Source organism: Streptomyces sp. NPDC012794, from assembly GCF_042901085.1.
Lineage (GTDB): Bacteria > Actinomycetota > Actinomycetes > Streptomycetales > Streptomycetaceae > Streptomyces.
Window position 1 is genome coordinate 118,601 of the sequence record NZ_JBIBCI010000008.1, and the last position, 25,023, is coordinate 143,623.

Below are 25,023 nucleotides of genomic sequence, written 5' to 3' on the forward strand. Positions count from 1 at the left end.
GCTACTTGGCCTTCGCGATGTCCGTGTCGATCTGCCGGTCGGTCCTGGCGAGCCCGGCCGCGAGGTCGGGGACGTCGCCCTTCTCGACGGAGTACGCGAAGTCCTGGAAGGTCAGCTGGTAGGCGCCGCCGTTCACCTGGGCCGGGGTGGTGTTCGACTTCGGGTGCCGGGCGATGTCGAGGAACGTCTTCGACTCGGGGGTGACCTGGAGCCGCGGCGAACGGAGCGCGTCGAGCGTCGAGGGGATGTTGTGGATGGCGTTGGCGAAGGCGACCACGGCCTCGGTGTCCGTGGTCATGTACCGCACCAGCTCCCAGGCGGCGTTCTGCTTTCGGCTCGCCGAGGAGATGCCCATGATGGTGCCGGAGAGGTAGCCCTTGCCGTAGTCGGCCCTCTGGTCGTCCGGCACGGGCAGCGGGGCGGTGCCGATCTCGAAGGGGACGCCGGCCGCCTTGGCCATGGCCGGCCTCCACTCGCCGTCGATCTGCATGGCCACGAGCCCCTTGTGGAAGGGGTGTTCGTTGCTCCATTCGGCGCCGAAACCGGTGCGGAACCGTTCCAGCTTCTCGTAGCCCCCGAGCTTGGCCACCAGGTCCTTCTGGGCGGTGAGCATCTTCGCGAAGGCCGGGTCGCCGGCGAGGTTCGACTTGCCGTCGGCCGTGAAGTAGGTGGGGCTCCACTGCGCGGCCAGCCGCATCGGGGTGGTCTCGTAGCCGTGGAAGGTGGGCATCACGCCGAGCTGCTCGTACGAATCCCCCTTGGGCTTGGTGAGTTTCCGCGCGGCCTCCTCGAACTCGCTCCACGTCCGCGGCGGTTCGGCGATCCCGGCGGTGGCGAACGCGGTCTTGTTGTAGACGAGGCCGTAGGCGTCGTGGAGCAGCGGCAGCGTGCACTGGTTGCCGTTGAACCGCGTGTACTCCAGCAGGGTCGCCGGGAAGACCTTCGCCGTGTCGATCCCGGACTTCTCCAGGAAGGGGCCCAGGTCGGTGAAGGCGCCGGAGTTGCAGAACGCGCCGACGCTGTCCGTGGCGAAGGAGGAGACCACGTCGGGGGCCTTGTCCCCGCCCGCGCGCAGCGCCTGGTTGATCTTGTCGTCGGTCATGTTGCCGGTGGCCTTGACCTTGATGTTCGGGTGCGCCTTCTCGAAGCGGGCGATGTTGTCCTCGATCGCCTTGACCTCGCTGGGCGTGGACCAGCCGTGCCAGAAGCTGATGGTGACGTCGGCCTTCGGGTCGTCGGCGGCGGGGGCGCCGCTCTGGCCGGTGCAGCCGGCGGCGAGCAGGGATATGGCGGCGAGGACGGCCGCGGTGGTGGTCAGGCGTGGGGCTCCGGGCATGGAGGCACTCGCTCTCTGGGGGAGAACTTCGGATGAGGGGCTGAGGGGGCTGAGGGGGCTGAGGGGGCTGAGGGACGGGGGTCAGCGGGAGGTGTCGAACACTTCCTCGCGGGTGGTGGCCAGGGCGCTCTCCAGGGCGCCGCGCAGCACGGGGTGTTCGCGCACCTCGCCGGTCACCAGCCGGGGCCGGGAGGGGGCCAGTTCGGCCAGTTCGTCCTCCAGCAGGGCGCGCAGCGGGTCGCCGCCCGCGGTGATCAGGGCGCCGGACAGCACCACGATCTCCGGGTCCAGTACGGCGACCAGCGAGGCCAGGCCGGTCGCGAGCGCGGTGGCGTACGACCGGAGGAAGCGCAGGCGGGCTCCCCGCGGCTCGGCGGCGGCGCGCCGCAGCAGGTCGGCCCCGGCGGCCACCCGCGCCGCCCGCGGGGCGTCCTGGAGGACGCCGGCGTCGAACCCGGCACCGGCGGCGAGGGCGGGCAGGACCTGCACGCCGGCTAGCTCCTGGTAGCCGCCGCTGTTGGCCCGCGCCACCTGGCGGACCAGGGGGCGGCCGGGCACGGGCAGGAAGCCCACCTCGCCCGCGCCGCCGGTCCAGCCGCGGTGCAGCCGTCCGCCGAGGACGAGGGCGGCGCCGAGGCCCTCCTCGTTCCACAGCAGGACGAAGTCCTCGTGGCCGCGGGCCGCGCCGAGCCGCTGCTCGGCGACCGCGGCGAGGTTCACGTCGTTCTCGTACTCGACCGGCACGGGCAGGGCCGCGGCCAGTTCGTCGAGGAGGGTGGGGGAGTGCCAGCCGGGGAGGTGGCCGGCGTAGCGCAGCCGCCCGGAGCGGGGGTCGAAGGCGCCGGGTGTGGCGATGACGACGCGGTGCAGGGCGGGGAGGGTGAGCCCGGCGTCCTCCAGGGCCGCGCGCAGGGCCCGGGTGACCTGCCCGACGGCGCCGGCGCCCTCGGCGCTGGGGATCTCGGCGCGGCCGGTCACGGTGCCGGTCAGGCCGGCGACGGCGGCGAGCACCCGGTCGGGGGTCACGTCGAGAGCGGCGACGTGGGCGGCGCGGGCGTTGAGCGCGTACAGCTGGGCGTTCGGGCCGGGGCGGCCGCCGTCGGTGCCGGTGGCCACGACCAGCCCGGCGGCCTCCAGCCGGGCCAGCAGATGGGAGGCGGTGGGCTTCGACAGTCCGGTGAGGTGCCCGATCCGCGTCCGGGACAGGGGGCCGTGCGTCAGCAGCAGCTCCAGGGCGGCGCGGTCGTTCATGGCGCGCAGCAGGCTGGGGGTTCCGGGAGTGGTGGCCGGCATGACGGGTGCTCCCTCACCGAGGCAACTGTTAGGTAAGTTTCCTATCAGCGGCGGAGGGGTGTCAATGCCGCTGCCCCGCCGGTACGGACCGGCGGGGCAGCGGAAGGTGCGGGTGGGCGCGGCGGACGGCCGGGTGGGCCCTACTTCGGCAGCCGGACCCCCGCCGCGGGCGCGGGCGCCTGCGGGATCGGGGCGGTGGCCAGGGACTGCGGGGAGGCCGGGTTGGCCAGCGCCGACGGCGCGGCGACGGCGGCCGCCGCGTCCGCCGGGGCGGCCTCCTCCTCGCCGGGGTCCGGGGCGCCGCCGATGATCCGGATCCCGGCCGCGTCGAAGGCCTCCTTGATCCGCCAGCGCAGCTCGCGCTCCACCGCGAACTGCTGGCCCGGCATCGTCTTCGCCGACACCTTCACCGTCATGGAGGCCAGCAGCACCTCGTCCAGGCCCAGCACCTCCACCGGACCCCACAGCCGCTCGTCCCAAGGGGTCTCCTTGGCCAGGGTGTCAGCGACCCCCTGGACCACCTCGCGGATGTGCGCGAGGTTCTCCGTCGGCTTGACCTGCACGGCCACGCCCGCGGTCGCCCAGCCCTGGCTGAGGTTGCCGATCCGCTTGATCTCGCCGTTGCGGACGTACCAGATCTCGCCGTTGTCGCCGCGCAGCTTGGTCACGCGCAGTCCGACCTCGATCACCTCGCCCGAGGCCACCCCGGCGTCGATCTGGTCACCGACGCCGTACTGGTCCTCCATGATCATGAACACGCCGGAGAGGAAGTCCGTCACCAGGTTGCGGGCACCGAAACCGATCGCCACGCCGGCCACGCCCGCGCTCGCCAGCAGCGGCCCCAGGTCGATCTTCAGCGCGGCCAGCACCATCAGCGCGGCCGTGCCGAGGATCACGAACGAGGACACCGAACGCAGTACCGAACCGATCGCCTCCGAACGCTGGCGGCGCCGCTCCGCGTTGACCAGCAGCCCGCCGAGCGCGGTGCCCTCGACGGCCTCCGCCCCGGAGTTCATCCGGCTTATCAGCTTGGTCAGGGCCTTGCGGACCACCGAACGGAGCGCCACCGCGATCACGATGATCAGAAGGATCCGCAGGCCGACGCTCAGCCAGGTGGCCCAGTTCTCCTCGACGAAGCTCGCGGCGTTCGTCACGCTCTCGGCGGCGTCGTCGGTGGTTGACGCTGCCTGCGGTAGCAGGATGGCGGGCGAGGGCACGGCGGGAACCTCCAGGGCATAGCGGTCCGCCCGCGGAACGGTCGTACGGTCGTGCAGACGGTGCGGGCGGACCATCCACACTAACGGGGCACGCGACCGACCTCGTTGTGCTGTTCGAGGGAGAGACCGGACTCACCTGGGGAGGAAAGGGTGTGTGGTCGAAAACACCCCGGGCCCGTTACCGGCGCGTGGTGGCGCTTCGACCAGCCGTAAGGGGAGACTGAGAGCAGATCGTCCCGGCGCGAGCCACGCGCCGCCGGCGTACAAGGAGGCAGTCCGTGCCGCACGTCCTGGTCCTCAACGCGTCGTACGAGCCCCTCGGCGTCGTACCGCTCCGCCGCGCGCTCGTCCTCGTCCTGGAGAACAAGGCCATCTCCCTGGAGGAATCGGGCGCCTTCCTGCACAGCGCGACACGAGCCGTCCCCGCGCCCAGCGTGGTCCGGCTCAAGCGCTTCGTGCGGGTCCCCTACCGGGGGCCCGTTCCACTCACCCGCCGCGCGCTGTTCGCCCGCGACGGCGGCCGCTGCATGTACTGCGGGGCCGTCGCCACCAGCGTGGACCACGTCATCCCGCGCAGCCGCGGAGGCCAGCACGCCTGGGACAACGTGGTCGCCGCCTGCCGGCGGTGCAACCACGTGAAGGCCGACCGGCACCTGCTGGAACTCGGCTGGCGCCTGCGCCACCAGCCGGCTCCGCCCTCCGGGCTGGCCTGGCGGATCATCGGGACGGGGCACCGCGACCCGCGGTGGATGCCGTACCTCCAGCCGTACGGGGCGCAGGACGCCCTCGAACGCATCGGAGCCACCGCGTAGCCCCCCGCGCCCGGGCCGTGCGCGCGCCGCGCCGCGCAGGGCTCAGGGGACCACCGCGAGGGCCGTGGCGGACCAGAGGCTGCAGCCGAAGCGCGTCGCGCGGCGCTCGCACGTGACGCGGAGGTAGCGCGTGTCCGGCGCGTCCAGCCGGACCGCGTCCACCCCGCCCCGGGAGGACACCACCGCCCCCGGGCGCCACGTCACGCCGTCGCGGGACGTCTCCACCCGGAACTGCGAGGGGTGGGCCTCCTGCCAGTGCAGGGTCAGCAGGCCCACCCGGGCCGGGGCGGCCAGTTCGGCCTGCCACCAGGCGCCGTCCACCGCCGGGGACGACCACCGGGTGGCGGCGGACCCGTCCACCGCCGCCGACGCCGGGAACTGCGGGGCCTCGTCGCCCGACGAGCGGGCCCGTGCCGTGCGCAGCAGGTCCGGACCGCCGGTGCGCGGAACCGCCCGGACGGTGAGGGTGCGCACCTCCCCGTCGAAGGCGAGCGGGACCTCGTACACCCCGGCGGGGGTGCCCGCCGCCACCGTGACCTCCACCGGGACGGAGACCGTCGCGCCCCGGGGCACCGCGACCTCCTGCGGCAGCCGCACCTGGACCCCCGCCGGCGGGGCCGCCGTCAGCGGGGCCCGGAACTCCCCCGGACGCAGTCCGGACAGCTGCGCCGGCACGGTGCGCGCCGCGCCGCCGATCTCCACGTCGGCGCGGCCCCCCGCGGACAGTTCGAAGCGGGCCCGCGGGCCGTCCGCGAACCACGGGACCACCTTGTGCACCACGGGGTCCGGGCCCGCCCACGACAGCCGGACCGCGTCCGCCCGTACGCCCGCCGCATCGGCCTGCGTCCAGCCGGACACCGCCGCGTCGGCCAGCCGCCGCCAGCCCTCACCGGGCACGTGCGCCTCCACCGTCACGCCCCGCGCGCCCGGCGCCAGCGGGTCCGTCATGACCGTGACCGCCGCGAGCGGCCGCGCCGAGTCCAGCCGGACGGTGTGGGAGCCGGCTTCGCGCACCACGGTCCCGTCCTCGCGGGCCGCTCCCGTCCAGGCGTCCGACTCCGCCGCCGCCTTCGCCAGGAAGGGGTCGAGCACGGAGGTGTCCACCCGCACCCCGCCCGGCTCGGCCAGCGCGCTCCGCGCCCGCGCGAGCTCCCGCGAGGCCTGCCAGGCGGCCGCCCCGTCACCCCGGGCCTCGGCGCGCAGCAGGTCGACCGCCAGCTCGCCCGCGGCCCCGTACCGCGCGAGCCGCTCCAGCCAGGGCCCGGCCTCCTCCGCCACCGGCGCGTCCAGGCGCCGGGGGGCCTCCCGCAGCACGGTGAACGCCGCGCGGAGCCGGTCGCCGGCGGCCTTGTCCCCGGCGGCGCGGGCCCGCCAGAACTCCTCGACCAGCGGCTTCAGATAGGCCGACTCCTCCACCTTCAGGCCCGAGGAGGCCGTGTTCCCCGCCAGGGCCGCGAGCGCCGCCCGGGTCCTCGGGTCGGGGCCGGACAGGTCGAGGACCGCCGCCGCCCAGGACTCCCCGGCCCGGTAGCCGCGCGGGTTCCAGGCGTAGTCCGCCGCCGTGAACAGGGGGATCCGGGACAGGGTGCCCTGCGCCATCGCGTTGGCCAGCACCCCCGCCGAACCGCCCGCCACCGCCGGATCGCGCCCGGCGTACGGGCCGAGGAAGATGCGGCCCGGGTCCCAGTCGTTGACCGGGTAGTTGTCCATGGTGACCAGCGGATGCGCGAGCGCGGCCCGCGCCCCGGCCAGCTCCTGGCCCGTGATGGTGCGCGGCACCACGCCCACGCCCGTCCAGGCCACTTCCACGCGCGGGTCCAGCGCCCCCGCCAGGGCCGTCCGGTAGGCGGTGGCGCCGTTCTGGAAGTACTCCGTCGGCAGCAGCGACAGCGGGGCCGACCCGGGATGCCGCGCCGCCAGGTGCGCGGCCAGCTCGCCCGCGACCTCGGCGTGCGCCTTCGCCGCCGCGGCGGGGCCCGTCCCGTACCGCGCCCGGTCGGCGCGGCAGCCCCATTCGGTGTAGCTGACGTCCTGGAACTGCACCTGGAAGGCCCGGAAGCCCAGCTCCCACATGGCGTCGGCCTTGCGCAGCAGCGCCGCCCGGTCGTCCGCCGACGACAGGCACATCGACTGCCCCGGGGACACCGCCCAGCCGAGCACCACCCGGTTGGCGCGGGCCCGCTCGGCCAGGGCCCGGAAGTCCTCCTGCCGGGCGCGCGGGTACTCCTCGCGCCAGGCGGTGGTGCGGTACGGGTCGTCACCGGGCGCCAGCAGCATCCGGTTCTGCTTGGTACGGCCCAGGAAGTCCAGCTGCTCCAGGCGCTGCTCCTGGGTCCAGGGCTGCCCGTAGAAGCCCTCGGTGATCCCGCGCACGGGGGCGATGGGCCAGTCCCGCACCAGCATCCCGGGCACCTTGCCGCGCCCGGCCGCCAGCAGCTGGCGCAGCGTCTGCGCGGCGTGGAACAGCCCGTCCTCGCCCACCCCGGCCAGCGCGACGGTGTCCCGCCCGCCGGTCCGTCCCACCGCCAGCCGGTAGCCGCCGGCGGGCAGGTCCCCGGCCGGCGCGGCGCCCAGCGCCCGCAGGGCCTCCTCGGCGTCCGGCCCCTGGAGCCGGACGACGAGGGCCCGCTCGGGCAGCGCCGCGCCCGGGGGGCGCACGAGCGGGTTCCGCACCCCGGCCGCGCGCAGGGCGGTGCGTACGACCTCGACGGCGTACGGGTCCACGTCCTGCGGGGCCACCAGCACGGCCTCCGCGGGTACCGGCAGCTCCCGCCCCGGGTCGGCGGTCGCCGACTGCGGCCTCGGCCACACGGCGGGGCCCTCGGAAGCGGCTCGGGGAACGTCGGAGCCCGGGTCGACTACGGACCCGAGTCCCGCCGCCTGGACGGGGACTGACCCGCTGTCGGGGCGCGCGGCGCCCGAGTTCCCCGGTGCCGCGGTGAGCCGCGGCGGAGCGGACGCGACGGCTCCGCCGAGCAGTGTTCCGATGACGGCGACGGCGGCGGCCGCGGTCCGCTTCCTGCCCCTGAGCTGCATGGAGCCTCCCCCGTCCCGAGTCGTCCCCCGACCGTGTGAACGAGCCAGAGCCCACCACCCGTGCGGCGTGGGTGTCAATGCGGGTGGGGTGATCTGACCTGGATCCGCCAGGAATGCGATGCCCCTGACTGGGTATGGCTGCGGTGTTCACCACGGGTGTTGCATGGGCGGTCCGAGGACCGCGCCGGCGGCCGGAACGACCACGCCGGCGGTCCGAAGACCGCCGGCGGTCCGAACGACCGCGCCGGCGGTCCGAACAACCGCACCAGGGAGGAACCTCATGAACGCCCGCACCGCGTCCGCCACCCGCGCGAAACCGGCCCCGCTCGCCCATCTGCCCGTCCCGTCCGGGCCCGGGGACCTGCCGGCCGCCGACACCGCGCACCCGCCGCTGACCAGCGAACCCCCGCTGGCCGGCTCCGCGTACGCGCCCCTGACCAGTGAGTCCCCGCTCGTGGCCGAGTCCCCCCTCACCAGCGAGCCGCTCACTTAGGCCCCCAGCCCCCCTCCAGCCAAGGATGACGATGGACGACCTCGCCCGGCTCGCGGCCCTCTACGGCGTCGCCACCTCCTACCAGCCCGCCGAGGACGTCACCGTCCAGGTGCCCGAGGCCACGGTCCGGGCCGTGCTGGGCCTGATCGGCGTCCCCGCCGGCACCCCCGAGGAGGTGCGGGAGACGGCCGGCGCCACCGAGCGGGAGCGGGCCGGGCGGCTGCTCCCGCCGACGCTGGTGCACTGGAGGGGAGAGCCCGCGCCGGCGGCCCTGGCCGGGCTTCCGGCCGGGACGCGGGTGCGGGTGACCCTGGAGGACGGGGCCGGGCAGGCCGACTGGCACCCCGGCCTGCCCCTGGGGGTGCACCGGCTGTCCGCCGAAGCACCCGACGGGCGCACCGCCTCCGCCACCCTGATCGTGGCCCCGGACCGGTCCCCGGCGGCGCCCGCCCGCGCCCACGGGCTGCTCGTCCAGCTGTACTCCCTGCTCTCGGAACGCTCCTGGGGCATGGGCGACCTGGGCGACCTGGCGGAGCTGGCCCGCTGGGCGGCCCGCACCCACGGCGCCGGCTTCGTCCAGGTCAACCCGCTCCACGCGGGCTTCCCCGGCACCCCGAGCGACCCGTCCCCCTACCGGCCGTCCTCCCGCCGCTTCCCGGACCCGGTGCACCTGCGCGTCGAGGACCTCCCCGAGTGGGAGGCCTGCCCGGACCGGGACGCCCTCGCCGGACTCGCCGCCCGGGGCGGAGAGCTGCGCCGGGAGGTGCTGGAGAAGGGGGCGCTGATCGACCGGGACGCCGTCTGGGCCCTCAAGCGCGCCGCCCTGGAACTGCTGTACGCCGTCCCGCGCACCCCCGCGCGGGAGGCCGCCTACCGGGCGTTCCGCGCGGCCCAGGGGGACGGGCTCGCCGCGCACGCCGCCTGGTGCGCGGCCGCCGCCGGGGAGGACCCCGGGGAGCGCGCCGATTTCCACTGCTGGCTGGTCTGGCTGACGGACACCCAGCTGACCGCCGCCCAGCGGGCCGCGCGGGAGGCCGGGATGGAGGTCGGCATCGTGCACGACCTGGCCGTCGGGGTGCACCCGGACGGCTCGGACGCCCGTACCGGCTCCTTCCACGCCCGCAGCGCCTCCGTCGGGGCTCCGCCGGACGCCTTCAACGCGCGCGGCCAGGACTGGGGACTGCCGCCGTGGCGGCCCGACGCGCTGGAGCAGTCCGCGTACGCGCCGTTCCGGGCCCTGCTGCGCGGGGTGTTCCGCTACGCGGGGGCGGTGCGGGTGGACCACGTCATGGGCCTGTTCCGGCTCTGGTGGATCCCGGAGGGCACCCCGCCCGCGGAAGGGACGTACGTCTCCTACGACGGCGAGGCGATGCTGGCCGTACTGGTCCTGGAGGCCCACCGGGCCGGGGCGCTGGTGGTCGGCGAGGACCTCGGGACGGTCGAGCCGGGGGTGCGGCGGGCGCTGGCCCGGCGCGGGATCCTCGGAACCTCCGTGCTCTGGTTCGAGCGGGACTGGTCCGGTGACGGCGAGCCGCTGCCCGCCGCGGCCTGGCGGTCGGAGTGCCTGGCCACCGCCACCACCCACGACCTGCCGCCCTCCGCCGCCAAGCTGGCCGGGTCCCACGTCGAACTGCGCGACCGGCTCGGCCTGCTGACCCGTCCTCTGGAGCTGGAGCGGGCCGAGGACGCCGCCGACACCGCGCGGTGGCTGGCGGTACTGGACCGGCTGGGGCTGGAGACCAAGGGCGAGGAGGCCGCCGTACGGGCCCTGTACGCGTTCCTGCTGCGCACGCCCGCCCGGCTGGTCGGCGTGTGGCTGCCCGACGCGGTGGGGGACCGGCGGCCGCAGAACCTGCCGGGCACCTGGGACCAGTACCCCAACTGGCGGCTGCCGCTGGCCGACGCCGGGGGGCGGCCGCTGACCCTGGAGGCGCTGACCGCCTCGCCCCGGGCGAACGCCCTGCTGGGCGCGGTGCGGGAGGGCGCGCGGACCCGTACGGCACCCCCGGGCGCGCGCCCCGTTTAGGTGTTCGCTACGTTTGCACCGTGGACAAGAAGAACGCTCTGCGCGCCGGCGCCGTCACGGCCGGAACGACGCTGATGATGCTGCTGATGACGTCTCCCGCGCTCGCGGTGACCCGCGACGACGGTGACGACCCGGGCCCGGGCCTGAGCATTGGCGAGACGCTCGGCCTGTACGTGGCCGCGCCGATCGTGCTGTTCCTGGTCATTGCGGGTCTCGTGATGGTCGGCGACAAGTCGCGCAAGACCAAGGTCTGACCCGGCCGGGCAGGCCCTTCGTCAAGACTTCCGGGCGCCGGAGGTCCGCGGAACCGGTGTGAGCCGGTCCCGCGCGGCCTCCGGCGCCTTGGCGTACCCGGAAACGCGCGGGTCCGTCCTAGGCGACGTCCGCGAGGAGCTTGCGCAGCAGCGCCGTGAGCTGTTCGACCTCTTCGCGGTCGAAGTCCTCCAGGGCGGCGCGGTGCACCTCCAGGCCCGCGGAGACCGCCTCGTCGGCGAGGGCGAGCCCCCGGTCGGTGAGGGTCACCTGGAGCCCCCGCCGGTCGTGCGGGTCGGGGCTGCGGGTGAGCAGTCCGGCCCTCTCCAGCTTGTCCAGGCGCCCGGTCATGCCGCCCGTGGTGAGCATCAGCGTGGCGGACAGCTCGCGGGGGGAAAGGGTGTACGGGACGCCGGAGCGGCGCAGCGTCGCGATGACGTCGAATTCCCCGCGGGTGATGCCGTGCCGGTTGTAGGCCCGCTCGACGGCCTCGCCCACGGCCTTGGAGATCCGGTAGATCCGGCCGAAGACGGCCATGGGGGCGGTGTCCAGGTCCGGTCGTACGGCGGCCCACTGCGCGGTGATCGCGTCGACGGCGTCCTTCTCGGGGGCGGGGGCCTTCTTCACCTCGGTCATGACCGAAGTATCCGATTCCGCTCGCTCGTCCGCAAGAAAGTAGCTTGCTTAAAAGTAGCTTAGCGGTAAGCTACTTATCAGCGACCTACCCGGGGAGGTCCGGGGACGGGCCCCCGGGTGGGTCGCGGCCCACCCGCACCCCGCCCGCCCATCCTCACCTGCCCGAGGAGTGACCGTGAACCGTGTCACCACCACCCTCCTGACCGCGCTCGCCCCCATCTCCTGGGGATCGACGTACTTCGTCGCCAGTGAGCTTCTGCCGCCGGACCGGCCCCTGTTCACCGGGGCCATGCGCGCCCTCCCCGCCGGTCTGCTGCTGGTCGCCCTCTCCCGCACCCTGCCCAAGGGCGCCTGGTGGTGGAAGTCCGCGGTTCTCGGCACCCTCAACATCGGAGCGTTCTTCCCGCTGCTCTTCCTCGCCGCCTACCGGCTCCCCGGCGGCGTCGCGGCCGTGCTCGGCTCCGCCGGGCCGCTCTTCGTCGTGGGGCTCGCCGCCCTGCTCCTGGGGGAGCGGGCCCGCCTGCGGACCGTGCTCGCCGCCGTGGCCGCCGCCTTCGGCGTGAGCATGGTGGTGCTGACCGCCCAGGCCGAGCTCGACCTCATCGGCGTCATCGCGGGCGTGGTCTCCTCCGCCGCCATGGGCGCGGGCACCGTGATGACCAAGCGCTGGGGACGCCCCGAGGGCGTCGGCCCGCTGGCCGTGACCGGCTGGCAGCTCACCGCGGGCGGCCTGGTCATCATCCCGATCGCCGCACTGGTCGAAGGGGCGCCGCCCGCGCTCGACGGCAAGGCCTTCCTCGGCTACGGCTACATGATGCTGATCAACACCGGGGCCGCGTACTTCCTCTGGTTCCGCGGAATCGGCCGGCTCACCGCCACCTCCGTCACCCTGCTCGGCCCGCTGTCGCCGCTCACCGCCGCCGTCATCGGCTGGGCCGCGCTCGGCCAGTCGCTGTCGCCCGTACAGCTGGTGGGCATGGCCATCGCCTTCGGCGCCACGGTCGTCGGGCAGCTCCCGGGGAAGGCCGCTCCGGTGGCGGACGAGCCGGCCGCCGCGGAGGAACCGTTCAGTTCTCCTGAAGAGACCAATCGAAATGTTTCGATGGACCTGGGCAAAGCGAAGGTGTGAAGGTGGGGGACACGCACCACACCGAACCCCGAGGGGGAAACCAGCAGTGACCGTCATGGACCGTGTCCGCACCGCATCAACCGCCGCCGGCGCCCTCGCCGGCGGCGGCGCCGCTGCCGCAGCCGGGACGAAGAAGGCAGCCGCGGGGCTCGGCGTACTGCTCGCGCTGGTCGCGACGGTCGTCTGGTCCGGCAGCTTCGTCGCCACCCGGGGCATGGCGGACACGGTCCCTCCCGTACAGGCGGTCTTCTGGCGCTGGATCATCGCCGCCGTCGCGGTCGCCCCCTTCGCCGCCCGGCAGGCCTGGCGGCAGCGGGCGCTGCTGCGCCGGCACGCCGGCTACGTCTCGCTCGCCACGCTCTTCGGAGTCACCCTCTACAACACCCTGGTCCACCAGGCCGGACTGACCACCTCCGCCTCCAACATGGGCATGATCATGGCGGCCTCGCCGGTCGTCATGGCCCTGTACGCCCGCCTCGGCGGCGAACGGCTCGGCGTCCGGCGCTCCTTCGGGATGCTCCTCGCGGCCTTCGGGGTGCTGCTGCTGGTCGGCGACGGATCGCTCGGCTTCGACTTCGGCGCCGGCGACCTGTGGATGTTCGGGGCCGCACTGTCCTTCGCCACGTACAGCGCGCTGCTCAAGCGCAAGCCCGCCGAGATCGGAGGACTGTCCTTCCTGCTCGCCACCTTCGTCCTCGGCGCCCTGATGCTGGCACCCGCCTACGCCGTGTCCCTCACCGTCCAGGGCGGCTTCGAGGTCACCTCCGCGACCGTCGGACCCCTGCTGTACGTCGGCGTCTTCTCCTCCGCCGTCGCCTTCTTCGCCTGGAACAAGGCCATCTCCCTGATCGGGGCGGCCCGCGCGGGAGTCGTCTACTACCTCCAGCCGGTGTGCGTCGCCGCCCTCGGCCTGCTCCTCCTCGGCGAGCGGACCGGGCCCGCACAGCTGCTGTGCATGGCGCTGATCCTCGGCGGTGTCGCCCTCGGCAGCGCGACCCGGAGGTAGTTTCGCTCCCGTGACCGACTGGGACATCAAGAAGCTGCGGATCCTGCGCACCCTGGCCGACCAGGGGACGGTGACCGCCACGGCCGAGGCGCTGCACATGACGCCCTCGGCCGTTTCCCAGCAGCTCACCAACCTCGCCCGGCACCTGGGGGTGACGCTGCTGGAGGCGCAGGGGCGGCGGGTCCGGCTCACCGACGCCGCGCACCTGGTGCTGCGGCACACCGAGGCCGTCTTCGCCCAGCTGGAGCGGGCCGACGCCGAACTCGCCGGCTACCTGGCCGGGGAGGCGGGGGAGGTGCGCGTCGGGGCCTTCTCCACGGCGGTGCCGGTGCTGGTCGTCCCGGCCGTGGCCGCCCTGCGGCTCAGCCACCCGGGGATCGAGGTACGGGTACGGGAGACCGAGGCCGCCGAATCGTACGAGCTGCTGTCCGCCGGGGCCGTGGACCTCGCCCTCTCCCTGGCCGCGCACGCCCCGGGGGCGCGGGACGCCCGCTTCACGCGGGTCACCCTGCTGGAGGACCCCCTGGACGTGGCCCTGCCCCCCGGCCATCCACTGGCGGGTGCGGCGGAAGTACGGCTGGCCGACCTGTCCGCGGAGCCGTGGATCTACGGCGGCAGCGGGCCCTGGTCGGAGATCACCCGCTCCGCGTGCGAACCGGCGGGCTTCGTACCGGAGCAGGCCCACTCGGCGTCCGGGTGGACCGCGATCCTGGCGATGGTGGAGGCGGGGATGGGCGTCGCCCTGGTCCCGCGCATGGTCTCCGCCCGCGCCTCGGGGGTGGCCGTCCGCGGCCTGCCCCACGACCGCCCGACCCGCCACGTCATCGCCGCCCTCCGCCGCGGCACGGAATCCGCCCCGGCGCTCTCCCGAGCCCTGGAGGCACTCCAGGGGGCGGCGGCGGCACTCGGGTGAGGGGGCCGGGCGGGGGCCCCGGCCCCCGTGCGGGGGCCGGGGGTGCGGCCGTCAGGCCCCGGACGCAGCCGCGTCCGCCGCCTGGGCCTTCAGGGCGCGCTCGACGCCGGCGCGGGATTCCGAGACCAGGCGGCGCAGCGCCGCGTTCGGCTCGGCCGAGGCCAGCCACGCGTCCGTCGCGTCCAGGGTCGCCTGCGAGACCTGGAGCGACGGGTACAGCCCGACCGCGATCTGCTGCGCGATCTCGTGGCTGCGGCTCTCCCAGATGTCCTTCAGCACCGCGAAGTACTTCTCCGTGTACGGCGCGAGCAGCTCCCGCTGGTCGGTCTGGACGAAGCCGCCGATCACGGCCTCCTGCACCGCGTTCGGCAGGTCGCCCGACTCCACCACCGAGGCCCACGCCGCCGCCTTGGCCTCCGCCGTGGGCCGCGCGGCCCGCGCCGTCGCCGCGTGGCGTTCGCCCGCGGCGGTCGCGTCCCGCTTCAGCTCCGCCGCGATCGCCGCCTCGTCGGCGCGGCCCGTGGCGGCCAGGCGCTCCAGGAACGCCCAGCGCAGCTCCGTGTCCACGACCAGGCCCTCGACCTCCGCCGAGCCGTCGAGCAGCGCCGCCAGGTAGGTCAGCTGTCCCTCGGTACGGGCCGTCGCCGCGAAGGCGCGGGCCCACGCCAGCTGGTGGTCGCTGCCCGGCTCGGCCCCACGCAGGTGCTCGAGCGTGGCCTCGGTCCAGAGCTCCAGACCCTGCTCCCGCCACGCCGGGTCGGCGTACAGGTCGACGGCCAGCTTCACCTGGCGGTGCAGCGACTGCACCACGCCGATGTCCGACTCCTTGCCGATGCCGGACAACACCAGGGCCAGGTAGTCGTGCGTCGCCAGCTCGCCGTCGCGGGTCATGTCCCACGCCGAGGCCCAGCACAGGGCGCGCGGCAGGGACTCCGTGAAGTCGCCCAGGTGCGCGGTGACGTTGGCCAGCGAGACCTCGTCCAGGCGGACCTTGGCGTACGACAGGTCGTCGTCGTTGAGCAGCACGACCGCCGGGCGGGTCCGGCCCACGAGCTCGGGGACGGCCGTCAGCTCGCCGTCGATGTCCAGCTCGAGGCGGTCCGTGCGGACCAGCTTGCCGTCGCGCAGGTCGTACAGGCCCACCGCGATGCGGTGCGGGCGCAGCACCGGCTCGCCCTTGGCGCCCGCCGGCAGGGCGGGGGCCTCCTGGCGGACGGCGAACGACGAGACGAGGCCGTCCGCGTCCAGCTCGATCTCCGGGCGCAGGACGTTGATGCCGGCCGTCTCCAGCCACGCCTTCGACCAGGCGGTCAGGTCGCGGCCGGAGGTCTCCTCCAGGGCGCCGAGCAGGTCCGACAGGCGGGTGTTCCCGAACGCGTGCGCCTTGAAGTACGCCTGCACGCCCTTGAAGAAGGCGTCCATGCCGACGTACGCGACGAGCTGCTTGAGCACCGAGGCGCCCTTGGCGTACGTGATGCCGTCGAAGTTGACGAGGACGTCGTCCAGGTCACGGATGTCGGCCATGATCGGGTGCGTGGACGGCAGCTGGTCCTGGCGGTACGCCCAGGTCTTCATGGAGTTGGCGAAGGTCGTCCAGGCGTGCGGCCACTTCGAGCCCTCGGCGTAGGCCTGGCAGGCGATCGAGGTGTAGGTGGCGAACGACTCGTTCAGCCACAGGTCGTTCCACCACTCCATGGTGACCAGGTCGCCGAACCACATGTGCGCGAGCTCGTGCAGGATGGTCTCGGCGCGCACCTCGTACGCCGCGTCCGTCACCTTGGAGCGGAAGACGTACTGGTCGCGGATGGTGACCGCGCCCGCGTTCTCCATCGCGCCCGCGTTGAACTCCGGCACGAAGAGCTGGTCGTACTTCGCGAAGGGGTAGTCGTACGCGAACTTCTCCTGGAACCAGTCGAAGCCCTGCCGGGTCACGTCGAAGATCGCGTCCGCGTCGAGGAACTCGGCGAGGGAGGGCCGGCAGTAGATGCCGAGCGGCACGGACTGCCCGTCCGGGCCCTCGTACGAGCTGTGCACCGCGTGGTACGGGCCGGCGATCAGCGCGGTGATGTACGAGGAGATGCGCGGGGTCGGCTCGAAGACCCACACCCGGTCCTTGGGGTCGGCACCCTGCGAGAGGTCGCGCGGGGAGTTCGAGATGACCGTCCAGCCCTCGGGGGCGGTCACGGTGAACTGGAACGTCGCCTTCAGGTCGGGCTGCTCGAAGCTGGCGAAGACCCGCCGCGCGTCCGGCACCTCGAACTGGGTGTACAGGTAGGCCTGCTGGTCGACCGGGTCGACGAAGCGGTGCAGGCCCTCGCCGGTGTTGGTGTAGGCGCAGTCCGCGACGACGCGCAGCTCGTTGGCGCCGGCGGCGAGGTGGTCCAGCGCGATCCGCGAGTCGCGGAAGACGGCGGCCACGTCGAGCGACTTGCCGTTCAGGACGACCTCGTGCACGGCCGGCGCGACCAGGTCGATGAAGGTCCCGGCGCCTGCCTCGGCCGACTGGAAGCGCACGGTGGTCACGGACGGGAAGGTGCCGCCCTCCTGCGCGCCGCTGAGATCGAGTCCGATCTCGTACGAGTCGACGGTGAGCAGCTTCGCCCGCTGCTGAGCCTCTTCACGGGTGAGATTCGTGCCAGGCACGCGTTCATCTCCTTTGATGGTGACGTTGCCCGGCCATCCTTCCACGCGGGCCGCGCCGCCGGGCAGGACTAATCCAGAGGCGAACACGGCGGGGGCACGACGGAGGGGCGGTGCCGTCCCGGCACCGCCCCTCCGTTTCGTCGGACCCGGGCGTCGTCAGCCCCGGAGCTCCTCGGCGACGAGCTCCGCGATCTGGACGGCGTTCAGCGCGGCGCCCTTGCGGAGGTTGTCGTTGGAGAGGAACAGCGCGAGGCCGTTGTCGACCGTCTCGTCCACGCGGATGCGGCCCACGTACGAGGCGTCCTTGCCGGCGGCCTGGAGGGGGGTGGGGATCTCGGAGAGCTCGACGCCGGGGGCGTCCTTGAGGAGCTCGTAGGCGCGCTCGACGCTGATGGGACGCTCGAAGCGGGCGTTGACCTGGAGCGAGTGGCCGGAGAAGACGGGGACGCGCACGCAGGTGCCGGAGACCTTGAGCTGCGGGATCTCAAGGATCTTGCGGGACTCGTTGCGGAGCTTCTGCTCCTCGTCGGTCTCGAAGGAGCCGTCGTCGACCAGGTTGCCGGCGAGCGGGACCACGTTGTACGCGATGGGGCGCTTGTAGACGGCGGGCTCGGGGAACTCCACCGCGCCGCCGTCGAAGGTCAGCTGGTCGGCGGCCTCGGAGACCGCGCAGGCCTGGCCCTTGAGCTCGGCGACGCCGGCCAGGCCGGAGCCGGAGACGGCCTGGTAGGTGGTGGCGACGAGCGCGACCAGCCCCGCCTCCTCGTGGAGGGGGCGCAGCACCGGCATGGCGGCCATGGTGGTGCAGTTCGGGTTCGCGATGATGCCCTTGGGGCGGTTCTTGATCGCGTGCGGGTTGACCTCGGAGACGACGAGGGGGACCTCGGGGTCCTTGCGCCAGGCGGAGGAATTGTCGATCACGACGGCGCCCTGGGAGGCGACCTTCTCGGCGAGGGCCTTGGAGGTGGTGCCGCCCGCGGAGAAGAGCACGATGTCGAGGCCGGAGTAGTCCGCCGTGGAGGCGTCCTCGATGGTGATCTCCCGGCCCTGCCACTCGACGGTCGAGCCGGCGGAACGGGCCGAGGCGAAGAGCCGGAGCTCGTCCACCGGGAACTTCCGCTCGGCGAGGATGCCGCGCATGACTCCGCCGACCTGTCCGGTGGCTCCGACGATTCCGACCCTCACGGTGACTCCTTCAAATACGGGGACGCGGGCGCGCGTGAAGCCATCATGCGTTCGAACCCACGAGGCTTGTCCAATCCATTGTCCGAGGTGCGGACAGTGTCGGACGCCCGCCCGCCCGTGACGGGACCCCGGACGGCGTCCCCCAGGGCCGCCGACGGTCCGTTTTGCCTGGTCGGAGCGGAAGACGGAGGGGCGGTGCCCGGTCGGGCACCGCCCCTCGTCATGCGTTCAGCCGGTCACGCCGTTACGGGGTGACCTTGTCGATCTGCACGCTGCCGGTGCCGGCGGCGGTGCCGCGGGCGTTGAGCAGCTGGACCTGGCCGAAGAACTGACGGCCCTCGGGGGCCGCGCCGGAGACCAGCACCTGCGCCGAGACGGCGGCCGAGGCCCCGGTGGCGAGGCTGACCGGAGTGGCCTCGTCGACCTGGACGGAGCCCAGGGCGGCCGAGAAGTACACGTCGCGGTAGTCGTACGTGGTGGTGCCGGCCGGGATCGCGTAGCCGATGACCTTGATGGTGTAGGTGCCGGCGGCGGGCTTGACCAGGCTCACGGTCTCGTCGGAGTCGCCGTCGGCGGAGGAGCCGACCTTGACGCCGTCCTTGTAGACCTCGAGGTCGAGGTCCGCGGCGGTGTCCGAGGGCTTGTTGATCGCCACGTCGAGGCGCGAGGCGCCCTCGCCGACGGTGACCTCGGTGGTCTTGGTCTCACCGGTCGCGATGCTCGGCTTGTCGACCTTGGCGGAGCCCAGCGGGCCGCCCGCCAGCTTGCCGCCGGAGATGGCGGCGGCGTCGTTCTTCACGGTCCACTGGACCGGCGCCGGGGTTCCCTGCTTGACCTCGGGCAGGACCTTGACGGCCGGGTCGAAGGCCGCGCCGAGCACGGAGACGTCCAGCTTGAACGGGTTGTCGAGCAGCGGCGACGTACGGCGCGACTCGACCTCGATCTCCCAGACGCCCGGCTGCGGGTTCTCGTACGAGCGCAGGTCGGGACGGCACTGGTTCGCCGGGTTGTCGTAGTTCGGGTAGCACTGGGTGGTCGCGCTGTCCTCGACGCCCGTGCCGTACGGGTGGATCGAGATGAAGCGCGTCTGGCTGCCCGCCGCGAGCCCGCCGAGGGCGACCTCGAGGGTCTTGGCGCCCTGCGGGACGGTCACGAAGTACGACTTGTGGCTGTTGCGCTGGACGGTGGAGCTGTCCGACAGCGTGAAGGAGGGCTTCGCCAGCGGGGTGGCGGCGACGACCGTGGTGAGGATCTGCTTGTCGACGCCCTCGGTGGTGGGGTCGTCGAGCTGCAGGATGCCGCTGTGGACGCCGGCCGACTTGGCGTTGGCCTCGACCTTGATGGTGACGGGCTTGTTCAGGGGCAGGGTGACGTAGTCGTAGCCGCCACCGCCGACCACCTTGAAGGTGCCGTCGTTGTTGCGCCAGCCGATGTTGTGGCGGGTGCCGTACTTGACGCCGGTGGTGCGGGTGACGACGACGTCGTAGACCTTCTTCTGGCCGGCCTTGAGGCCGCCCTCGCGGTCGTAGAGGCCGGTGCCGAAGCCCGGGGTCTTCAGGAACTGGTCGAGCGCGGTGTCGACGGGGGCCTTGACGGTGAACTCGTTGGCCTTGGCGCCGCGCTGGATGGACTCCCACGCCTGCGGGATGTCGATGAGACCGGCACCCTGTGCGTGGGCCGGGACGTCGTCGATCTTCTTCGCGGTGCTGGTCAGCGCCACGCGCAGGTTCGCCGGGGACAGCGCGATCTTCTGCTGCTTGGCGGCCGAGATCAGCAGGGCGCTGGCGCCCGCGGCCTGCGGCGAGGACATCGAGGTGCCCTGGAGCATGCCGTAGCCGGCGGGCAGGCTGTAGCCGGCCTCCTTCACGGGCATGCCGGGCAGCCAGGTCTGGATCGTGTTGATGGCCGCGCCGGGGGCGGTGATGGTCGGCGTGAACCCGCCGTCCTCACGCGGGCCGCGCGAGGAGAAGGGGAACATGTTGTACTTCTTGGCCACGCCGGATCCGTAGTTGGCGGCCCAGGTCTCCTTGGACACCGCGGCGCCCACGGAGATGACCTTGTCCGCGAGGGCGGGGTCGCCGATGGTGTTGACGCCCGGACCCTCGTTGCCCGCGGAGATCACGAGCTGGACACCGTAGGTGTCGATGAGGTTCTTGTAGAGCTCCGAGCGGGCGTTGTTGCCGTCGTTCAGCGCCGGCAGACCGCCGATCGACATGTTGACGATGTCGACGCCGCGGTTGACGACGAGGTCGATCATGCCCTCGGTCAGGGCGACGTTGGTGCAGCCGCCGGACCAGGAGCAGGCACGGGAGGAGACGAGTTTGGCACCGGGCGCCTGGCCGTTCATCTGGCCGCCGAACAGGCCGTTGGCGGCGGTGATGCCGGCGACGTGCGAGCCGTGCTCGGACTCGATGATGCCGATGTTGACGAAGTCGGCCTTCTTGCCGGCCCAGTCGCCGCCGAGCGGGTCCATCGGGACGTCCTTGCGGATCTCGATGGTGAACGGGATGCGCTCCGCCACCTCGGTCGCCGGGTTGTCCGTACCGAAGTAGCCGATCTGGAAGCCGTCCTTGTACGGCTTCATCGGCTCGTTGTCGGTGAAGTCGCCGTTCTGGTCGGTGTCGACGCGGACGGTGCCGGCGGCCGGGTCGTAGAGCATGCCGAACCGGTCGGTGGTGTCCCCGTCCCGGTTGACGTCGCCCTTCATGTCGCCGTTGGCGGTGATGGCTTCGCTGAAGCGGCTCCACTGGAAGGTGCCCTCGGGGGCCTTCCAGCTCTGGCCGCCGGCGGTGAAGGCGCCGCCCGCGGGGGTGACCGGGGTGATCTGGGCGCGCCAGGTCCCGTCGTTGTCCGTGATCGGGTCGGTGGCGGTCACCCAGTCGACGATCTTGCGCTCGCCGGTGGTGGTCTTCTGCAGCGCGGGGTGGCTGACGTCGACGCCCGAGTCCATGATGCCGATGGTCACGCCACGGCCGTCGGCCTGCGGGTTCGCCTTGACGAAGTCCACGGAGCCGGTCTCGAACGACGGGTTGTACGGGTTCTTGGCCGGGGTGTTCTTGTCCGGCGCCGGGTAGGTCTCGGCGGCGGTCTTCTTGGCCGAGCCCTCCTTGCTCACCTCGGGGCGCGGGTCCGGGAGCCGGATCTCGTGCCGCAGGTCCATGCCGTGGACGGACTCCAGCTTGGCGGCCGCCTTCAGCGCGGCCTCCGCCTTGTCGGTCGGCAGGGTGGCGCGTACGTAGCCGAGCTTGTCGTACGTCTGGCCGACCGAGGCGCCCTGGACGGCGTCGAGCTGGTCGGCGACCTGCTTGGTCTGGCCGGGGGCGGTCGCGACCATGACGGTGACGGTCGCGTCACCCTTGGCCTTGGCCTCCTGGAGCAGTTCGGCGTCGGCCGAACCGAGCTTCTGGTCCGCGGACTTGACCGGCGCGGTCGTCCACGGGGCGTCGCCGTCGCCCGCGGCGAACGCGGGCACCGCGCCGGTGGCGCAGAGGGCGGCCACCAGGCCCGCGGCCGCCGCGACGCGGGCAGCGCGCCTGGTGCCGGGTATGGCCCCGGTGGTGGAGCTGGGGGAGTCGAGGGTCATCAGCATCCCTGGCTAAGTGAAAGATACGGTCCGGAATTCGGTGCCGGATGACCGGTCAGCTTTGCGCAAGTGACAGCTGTTTGGGGAGGGCTGTCATTGACCGAGACCTGACATGGCGGGTTCCCGTCAGTGCGCAGTGTCCGCCAATGAGGACAAGCCAGGGTGATTCGGGGCGAGTTGGAACGCCCGATGAGTTGATTTGTCGACTCTCCGACCGCCTTGTGGAGGCGGATCGGACTTCCGTCTCAGGGCGGGTGTGACAGATTCCGACCGTTCAGCGCTCGCGCGTGCGCGCGTAGTGCCGCGAGGCCTTGGCGCGGTTGCCGCAGGCGGCCATGGAGCACCAGCGCCGGGTGCCGTTGCGCGAGGTGTCGTGGAAGTGCAGCACGCAGGTTTCCGAGGCGCATTTGCGGATCCGGTCGGGCGCGGTGGCCAGCAGGCCGAGGTAGTCGCGGGCCGCCGTCCACGCCGGACCCCAGGAGGGGTCGGCGAACTCGGCGCGCTCTCCCGGGCCTTCGGCGGTGAGGGTGGCGCGGATCCGGCCGTGCTCCAGTACGGAGTCGACCAGGGAGCGGGCGCCCTCGTCCGCGGGGTCCGCGACGGCGCGGGCGATCGCCTCGCGCGCGGTCAGCAGGTGCACGAGGGCCGAGGCGTCGGCGCGGAAGCGGCCGGCCAGGCCGGTGCTCTCCAGCCAGAGCGCCAGCCCCTCCACCCGGGTCAGCCCGAAGGCCCCCGCGAAGAGGTCGACGGCCTCGCCGTCCGCCACCCAGCGCGTGTTCAGCAGGTCCAGGGAGACCGGCTCCCCGGTGAGCGGACGCGGGTCCGTGGTCGGTGCCGTCATGTCCGCCTCCTCGTGCCGCTAACCCCTCAAGGGTACGTGACCGGTTGACGCTCGCGGTTCTAACCTCTAATCTCGATTTAGAAGGTTAGAACGCCAGGACTTCTGGAACCTCGGGGAAGGGAACCCTCATGGCGACCGCCACCGGCCCGCTCAGCACCGGGCACATCGGCCTCAACGTCACCGATCTGGACCGCTCGCTCGCCTTCTACCGCGACGCCCTCGGCTTCGCGCTGCTGGGCGAGGGCAAGGAGGAGGACCGCAGGTTCGCCTTCCTCGGTCAGGACGGCGCACTCGTCCTGACCCTCTGGCAGCAGGCGGGGGGCGGGTACGAGCCGCAGGCCGCCGGACTGCACCACCTCGCGTTCTCGGCCGGCGCGATCGAGGAGGTACGGGCGTACGAGGAGCGGCTGCGCGGCCTCGGCGTCGAATTCGCCCACGACGGCGTCGTCGCCCACGGCGAGGGCGCGGCCTCCGGGGGGATCTTCTTCCACGACCCCGACGGCACCCGCCTGGAGATCTCCGTGCCCACCGGGGCCCAGGGCGCTCCCGCCCCGACGGCGGGCGCTCCGACCTGCGGCTTCTTCTAGGAAGACAGGGGATCGTGATGAGCCGGTACCACCAGGGCTCGCTGGCCGTGCAGGAACGGGTCGGCGTACGCGGGCTCGCCGAACACGTCGGCCGCTCCATCGGCGCGGACATCCGCGACGTCGCGGCGGCCTTCCTCGCCCAGCAGCCCCACCTCGTCGTCGGCGCCGCCGACGGCGCGGGACGGCTGTGGGCCTCGCTGCTCACCGGCGCGCCCGGTTTCGTACGGGCCACCGGGCCGCGCCGCATCGAGGTCTCGGGGGGCCTCCCGGAGGGCGACCCGCTGGCCGGGGCGCTGGCCACCGACGGCACCCGGACGGGCACGATCTCCCTGGACCCGCGCACCCGGCGCCGGATGCGGCTCAACGGGACCCTCGCCGTGACGCCCGGCGGCTTCGCGGTGGAGGCCGAGCAGGTGTTCTCCAACTGCCCCAAGTACCTGCAGAAGCGGCAGCCGCTGGAGCTGGTGGCCGAAGGGGCCGGTGTGGTGCGGCGCGGTGACGCGCTCACCCCCGGCCAGGTGAGGGCCGTCCGCGCCGCGGACACCTTCTTCGTCGCCACCACCGCCGAGGCGGACGGGGCCGACGCCAGCCACCGGGGCGGCATGCCGGGCTTCGTGGAGGTGCTCTCGCCGACGGAACTGCTCTGGCCGGACTACGCGGGCAACGCGATGTTCCTGACCCTGGGCAACCTGGCCGCCGACGAGCGGGCCGGGCTGCTCTTCCCCGACTGGGAGGGCGGCGGGCTTCTCCAGCTGAGCGGCCGGGCGCGGACCGAGTACGGCCCGGGCGGCGGCCGAGCCGTGCGCTTCCGGGTGGAGGCGGTCGTGGAGAGCCTGCATCCGGGCCGGCTGCGGTGGAGCACTCCCGAGTACTCCCCGGCCAACCCGCCTCACCGGGGCAGTACGACCAGGTAGGCGGCGGGCTCGCGGTCGCCGGACGCCGTCAGGGCGGTCCGGACGACCGTCGCCTGCTGCTCGGGCCAGTCGCGCAGCTTGCGGGGCGTCAGGTACAGGACGGTCACCCCGAGGCGCTCCAGGGTCTCCCGCTTGCGGACCGCCTCCGACCAGTCCTCGTCCTCGCCCTGGCGGGGCGCGCGGGTGTCGATCTCGATGGCGACGGCCTGCTCGGGCCAGTAGGCGTCGACGCCGCCCAGGTGCGGGCCGCCGGGCAGCCGCAGGTCCACGTTCCAGACGGGCTCGGGGAGCTCGTAGCCCCGTACGAGCTGGTAGAGCCGGTCCTCGGCGATGGCCCGGCCCTCCGCGAGGAGGGACTCGACGGCGTCGACCACGTGCGACCGGTTCAGCAGCCGGGCCACCGTCAGCTCCCGCACCACGGCGGCCGGTTCGCAGTGCCCGCCGCGGACGGCCTCGCTGAGGATGCCGCGCACCGTGCCGGCGTCGGAGACCTGAGCGACGGCGTCGGCGACGGCCCGCGCCACCGGGGCCACCGGCAGCCCGGTCACCTCCACGGGGCGGGGCGGGGTGTGGGCGCGGACGATGCGGACGTCGCCGGTGGAACGCAGCCGGCGGGTGTTCGGTACGAGGACGTCGATGTGCGGGAGGGCGAGCAGGGCGGGCGTCGAGGAGAACCGGTAGAGCGCGAGGGCGGCCAGCCCGGTGATCATGGCCTCGCCGCTGCCGCGCCGGCCGGCGTACAGCAGGGCGGCGTGCAGCCGCTCCTCGCTGGTCGCCGGCCCGGAGTGGAGCAGGAACACCCCGGGCAGCACCTGCTGCCAGGGCCGCCCGGCGGCCTCGGAGGCGCTGACGCCGTGCTCGCGCAGCTGGGCGAGGGTCAGCACGCGGGGGCGGCTGGCGGTGAGGTGGGTGAGGGGGAGGGGTGCGTTCTGGTTCATGACGCGGTGATTCCCTCAGGCCATGGCCTTGCTAACCCCTGTTACACGCCCGTCGGCAAATCGGGACAAGCCGGGGCTAAAGTACGGGCGTTCGAGTGCCGAAAAGGGCCGCTGCTCCGATGAGACTACGACCCCATGACCCCATGACCGCATGACCGGACGGGCACACCCCCGGGGCGGGGT

General features: G+C 73.4%; 19 protein-coding genes. 9 read left to right on the plus strand and 10 right to left on the minus strand.

The window, feature by feature from the left end; genetic code table 11:
- Window position 1: 1 nt before the first annotated feature.
- The 3 genes from ACFY7H_RS17240 to ACFY7H_RS17250 all read right to left on the minus strand — a co-directional run bounded on the left by ACFY7H_RS17240 (window position 2) and on the right by ACFY7H_RS17250 (window position 3,846).
- Window positions 2-1,336 (minus strand): ABC transporter substrate-binding protein, encoded by a 1,335-nt coding sequence (locus tag ACFY7H_RS17240; protein WP_388938861.1) that lies wholly within the window; start codon window positions 1,334-1,336, stop codon window positions 2-4.
- A gap of 81 nt (window positions 1,337-1,417) precedes the next feature.
- On the minus strand, window positions 1,418-2,629 hold the full coding sequence (locus ACFY7H_RS17245; protein ID WP_388938863.1) for an ROK family transcriptional regulator: 1,212 nt from the start codon (window positions 2,627-2,629) through the stop codon (window positions 1,418-1,420).
- 140 nt (window positions 2,630-2,769) lie between these two features.
- Window positions 2,770-3,846 carry a mechanosensitive ion channel family protein gene (locus tag ACFY7H_RS17250; protein ID WP_388938865.1) on the minus strand — a complete coding sequence of 359 codons (1,077 nt, stop codon included), beginning with the start codon at window positions 3,844-3,846 and terminating at the stop codon, window positions 2,770-2,772.
- A gap of 278 nt (window positions 3,847-4,124) precedes the next feature.
- On the opposite strand from ACFY7H_RS17250, the gene ACFY7H_RS17255 reads away from it, so the two are divergent.
- Window positions 4,125-4,658, plus strand: coding sequence for an HNH endonuclease (locus tag ACFY7H_RS17255; RefSeq protein WP_388938867.1), 534 nt, complete (start codon window positions 4,125-4,127; stop codon window positions 4,656-4,658).
- A 42-nt stretch (window positions 4,659-4,700) separates the two neighbouring features.
- Here ACFY7H_RS17255 and ACFY7H_RS17260 read toward each other — a convergent pair whose 3' ends face one another.
- A complete protein-coding gene (locus tag ACFY7H_RS17260; RefSeq protein WP_388938869.1) occupies window positions 4,701-7,694 on the minus strand; it encodes a beta-N-acetylglucosaminidase domain-containing protein in 2,994 nt (997 codons plus the stop codon).
- A gap of 280 nt (window positions 7,695-7,974) precedes the next feature.
- On the opposite strand from ACFY7H_RS17260, the gene ACFY7H_RS17265 reads away from it, so the two are divergent.
- Genes ACFY7H_RS17265 through ACFY7H_RS17275 form a run of 3 tightly spaced genes read left to right on the plus strand, consistent with a single transcriptional unit; the run spans window position 7,975 to window position 10,467 of the window.
- Entirely contained in the window at window positions 7,975-8,187 is a 213-nt protein-coding gene (locus ACFY7H_RS17265) for a hypothetical protein (protein WP_388938870.1), read from the plus strand.
- 25 nt (window positions 8,188-8,212) lie between these two features.
- The gene (locus ACFY7H_RS17270; RefSeq protein ID WP_388938871.1) at window positions 8,213-10,213 is read left to right on the plus strand and encodes a 4-alpha-glucanotransferase; all 2,001 of its coding nucleotides are present in this window, start codon (window positions 8,213-8,215) and stop codon (window positions 10,211-10,213) included.
- A 20-nt stretch (window positions 10,214-10,233) separates the two neighbouring features.
- Window positions 10,234-10,467 carry a hypothetical protein gene (locus ACFY7H_RS17275; protein WP_388938873.1) on the plus strand — a complete coding sequence of 78 codons (234 nt, stop codon included), beginning with the start codon at window positions 10,234-10,236 and terminating at the stop codon, window positions 10,465-10,467.
- A gap of 118 nt (window positions 10,468-10,585) precedes the next feature.
- Here ACFY7H_RS17275 and ACFY7H_RS17280 read toward each other — a convergent pair whose 3' ends face one another.
- A complete protein-coding gene (locus ACFY7H_RS17280; protein WP_388938874.1) occupies window positions 10,586-11,101 on the minus strand; it encodes a MarR family winged helix-turn-helix transcriptional regulator in 516 nt (171 codons plus the stop codon).
- A gap of 169 nt (window positions 11,102-11,270) precedes the next feature.
- On the opposite strand from ACFY7H_RS17280, the gene ACFY7H_RS17285 reads away from it, so the two are divergent.
- Genes ACFY7H_RS17285 through ACFY7H_RS17295 form a run of 3 tightly spaced genes read left to right on the plus strand, consistent with a single transcriptional unit; the run spans window position 11,271 to window position 14,149 of the window.
- Complete coding sequence (locus ACFY7H_RS17285; protein ID WP_388938876.1) at window positions 11,271-12,230, plus strand: EamA family transporter; 960 nt, start codon at window positions 11,271-11,273, stop codon at window positions 12,228-12,230.
- 46 nt (window positions 12,231-12,276) lie between these two features.
- Window positions 12,277-13,236 (plus strand): DMT family transporter, encoded by a 960-nt coding sequence (locus ACFY7H_RS17290; RefSeq protein ID WP_388938878.1) that lies wholly within the window; start codon window positions 12,277-12,279, stop codon window positions 13,234-13,236.
- Window positions 13,237-13,246: 10 nt separating this feature from the next.
- Window positions 13,247-14,149 carry a LysR family transcriptional regulator gene (locus ACFY7H_RS17295; RefSeq protein ID WP_388938879.1) on the plus strand — a complete coding sequence of 301 codons (903 nt, stop codon included), beginning with the start codon at window positions 13,247-13,249 and terminating at the stop codon, window positions 14,147-14,149.
- Between the two features lie 51 nt (window positions 14,150-14,200).
- Here ACFY7H_RS17295 and pepN read toward each other — a convergent pair whose 3' ends face one another.
- From pepN to ACFY7H_RS17315, 4 genes are all read right to left on the minus strand, one after another.
- The gene (pepN, locus tag ACFY7H_RS17300; protein WP_388938881.1) at window positions 14,201-16,792 is read right to left on the minus strand and encodes an aminopeptidase N; all 2,592 of its coding nucleotides are present in this window, start codon (window positions 16,790-16,792) and stop codon (window positions 14,201-14,203) included.
- 156 nt (window positions 16,793-16,948) lie between these two features.
- Complete coding sequence (locus tag ACFY7H_RS17305; protein WP_388938883.1) at window positions 16,949-17,977, minus strand: aspartate-semialdehyde dehydrogenase; 1,029 nt, start codon at window positions 17,975-17,977, stop codon at window positions 16,949-16,951.
- A gap of 244 nt (window positions 17,978-18,221) precedes the next feature.
- Window positions 18,222-21,560, minus strand: coding sequence for a S8 family serine peptidase (locus ACFY7H_RS17310; protein WP_388938885.1), 3,339 nt, complete (start codon window positions 21,558-21,560; stop codon window positions 18,222-18,224).
- Window positions 21,561-21,834: 274 nt separating this feature from the next.
- Window positions 21,835-22,401, minus strand: a complete 567-nt coding sequence (locus tag ACFY7H_RS17315) for a CGNR zinc finger domain-containing protein (protein ID WP_388938886.1) — start codon at window positions 22,399-22,401, stop codon at window positions 21,835-21,837.
- Window positions 22,402-22,529: 128 nt separating this feature from the next.
- Here ACFY7H_RS17315 and ACFY7H_RS17320 point away from each other — a divergent pair, with 128 nt between their 5' ends.
- Window positions 22,530-22,988, plus strand: a complete 459-nt coding sequence (locus tag ACFY7H_RS17320; protein ID WP_388938888.1) for a VOC family protein — start codon at window positions 22,530-22,532, stop codon at window positions 22,986-22,988.
- Window positions 22,989-23,005: 17 nt separating this feature from the next.
- Window positions 23,006-23,902, plus strand: a complete 897-nt coding sequence (locus ACFY7H_RS17325) for a pyridoxamine 5'-phosphate oxidase family protein (protein ID WP_388938890.1) — start codon at window positions 23,006-23,008, stop codon at window positions 23,900-23,902.
- Here the strand turns inward: ACFY7H_RS17325 and ACFY7H_RS17330 are convergent.
- Window positions 23,878-24,840, minus strand: a complete 963-nt coding sequence (locus tag ACFY7H_RS17330; protein ID WP_388938891.1) for a hypothetical protein — start codon at window positions 24,838-24,840, stop codon at window positions 23,878-23,880. The two genes, ACFY7H_RS17325 and ACFY7H_RS17330, sit on opposite strands and share 25 nt — an antisense overlap.
- Window positions 24,841-25,023 lie beyond the last annotated feature (183 nt).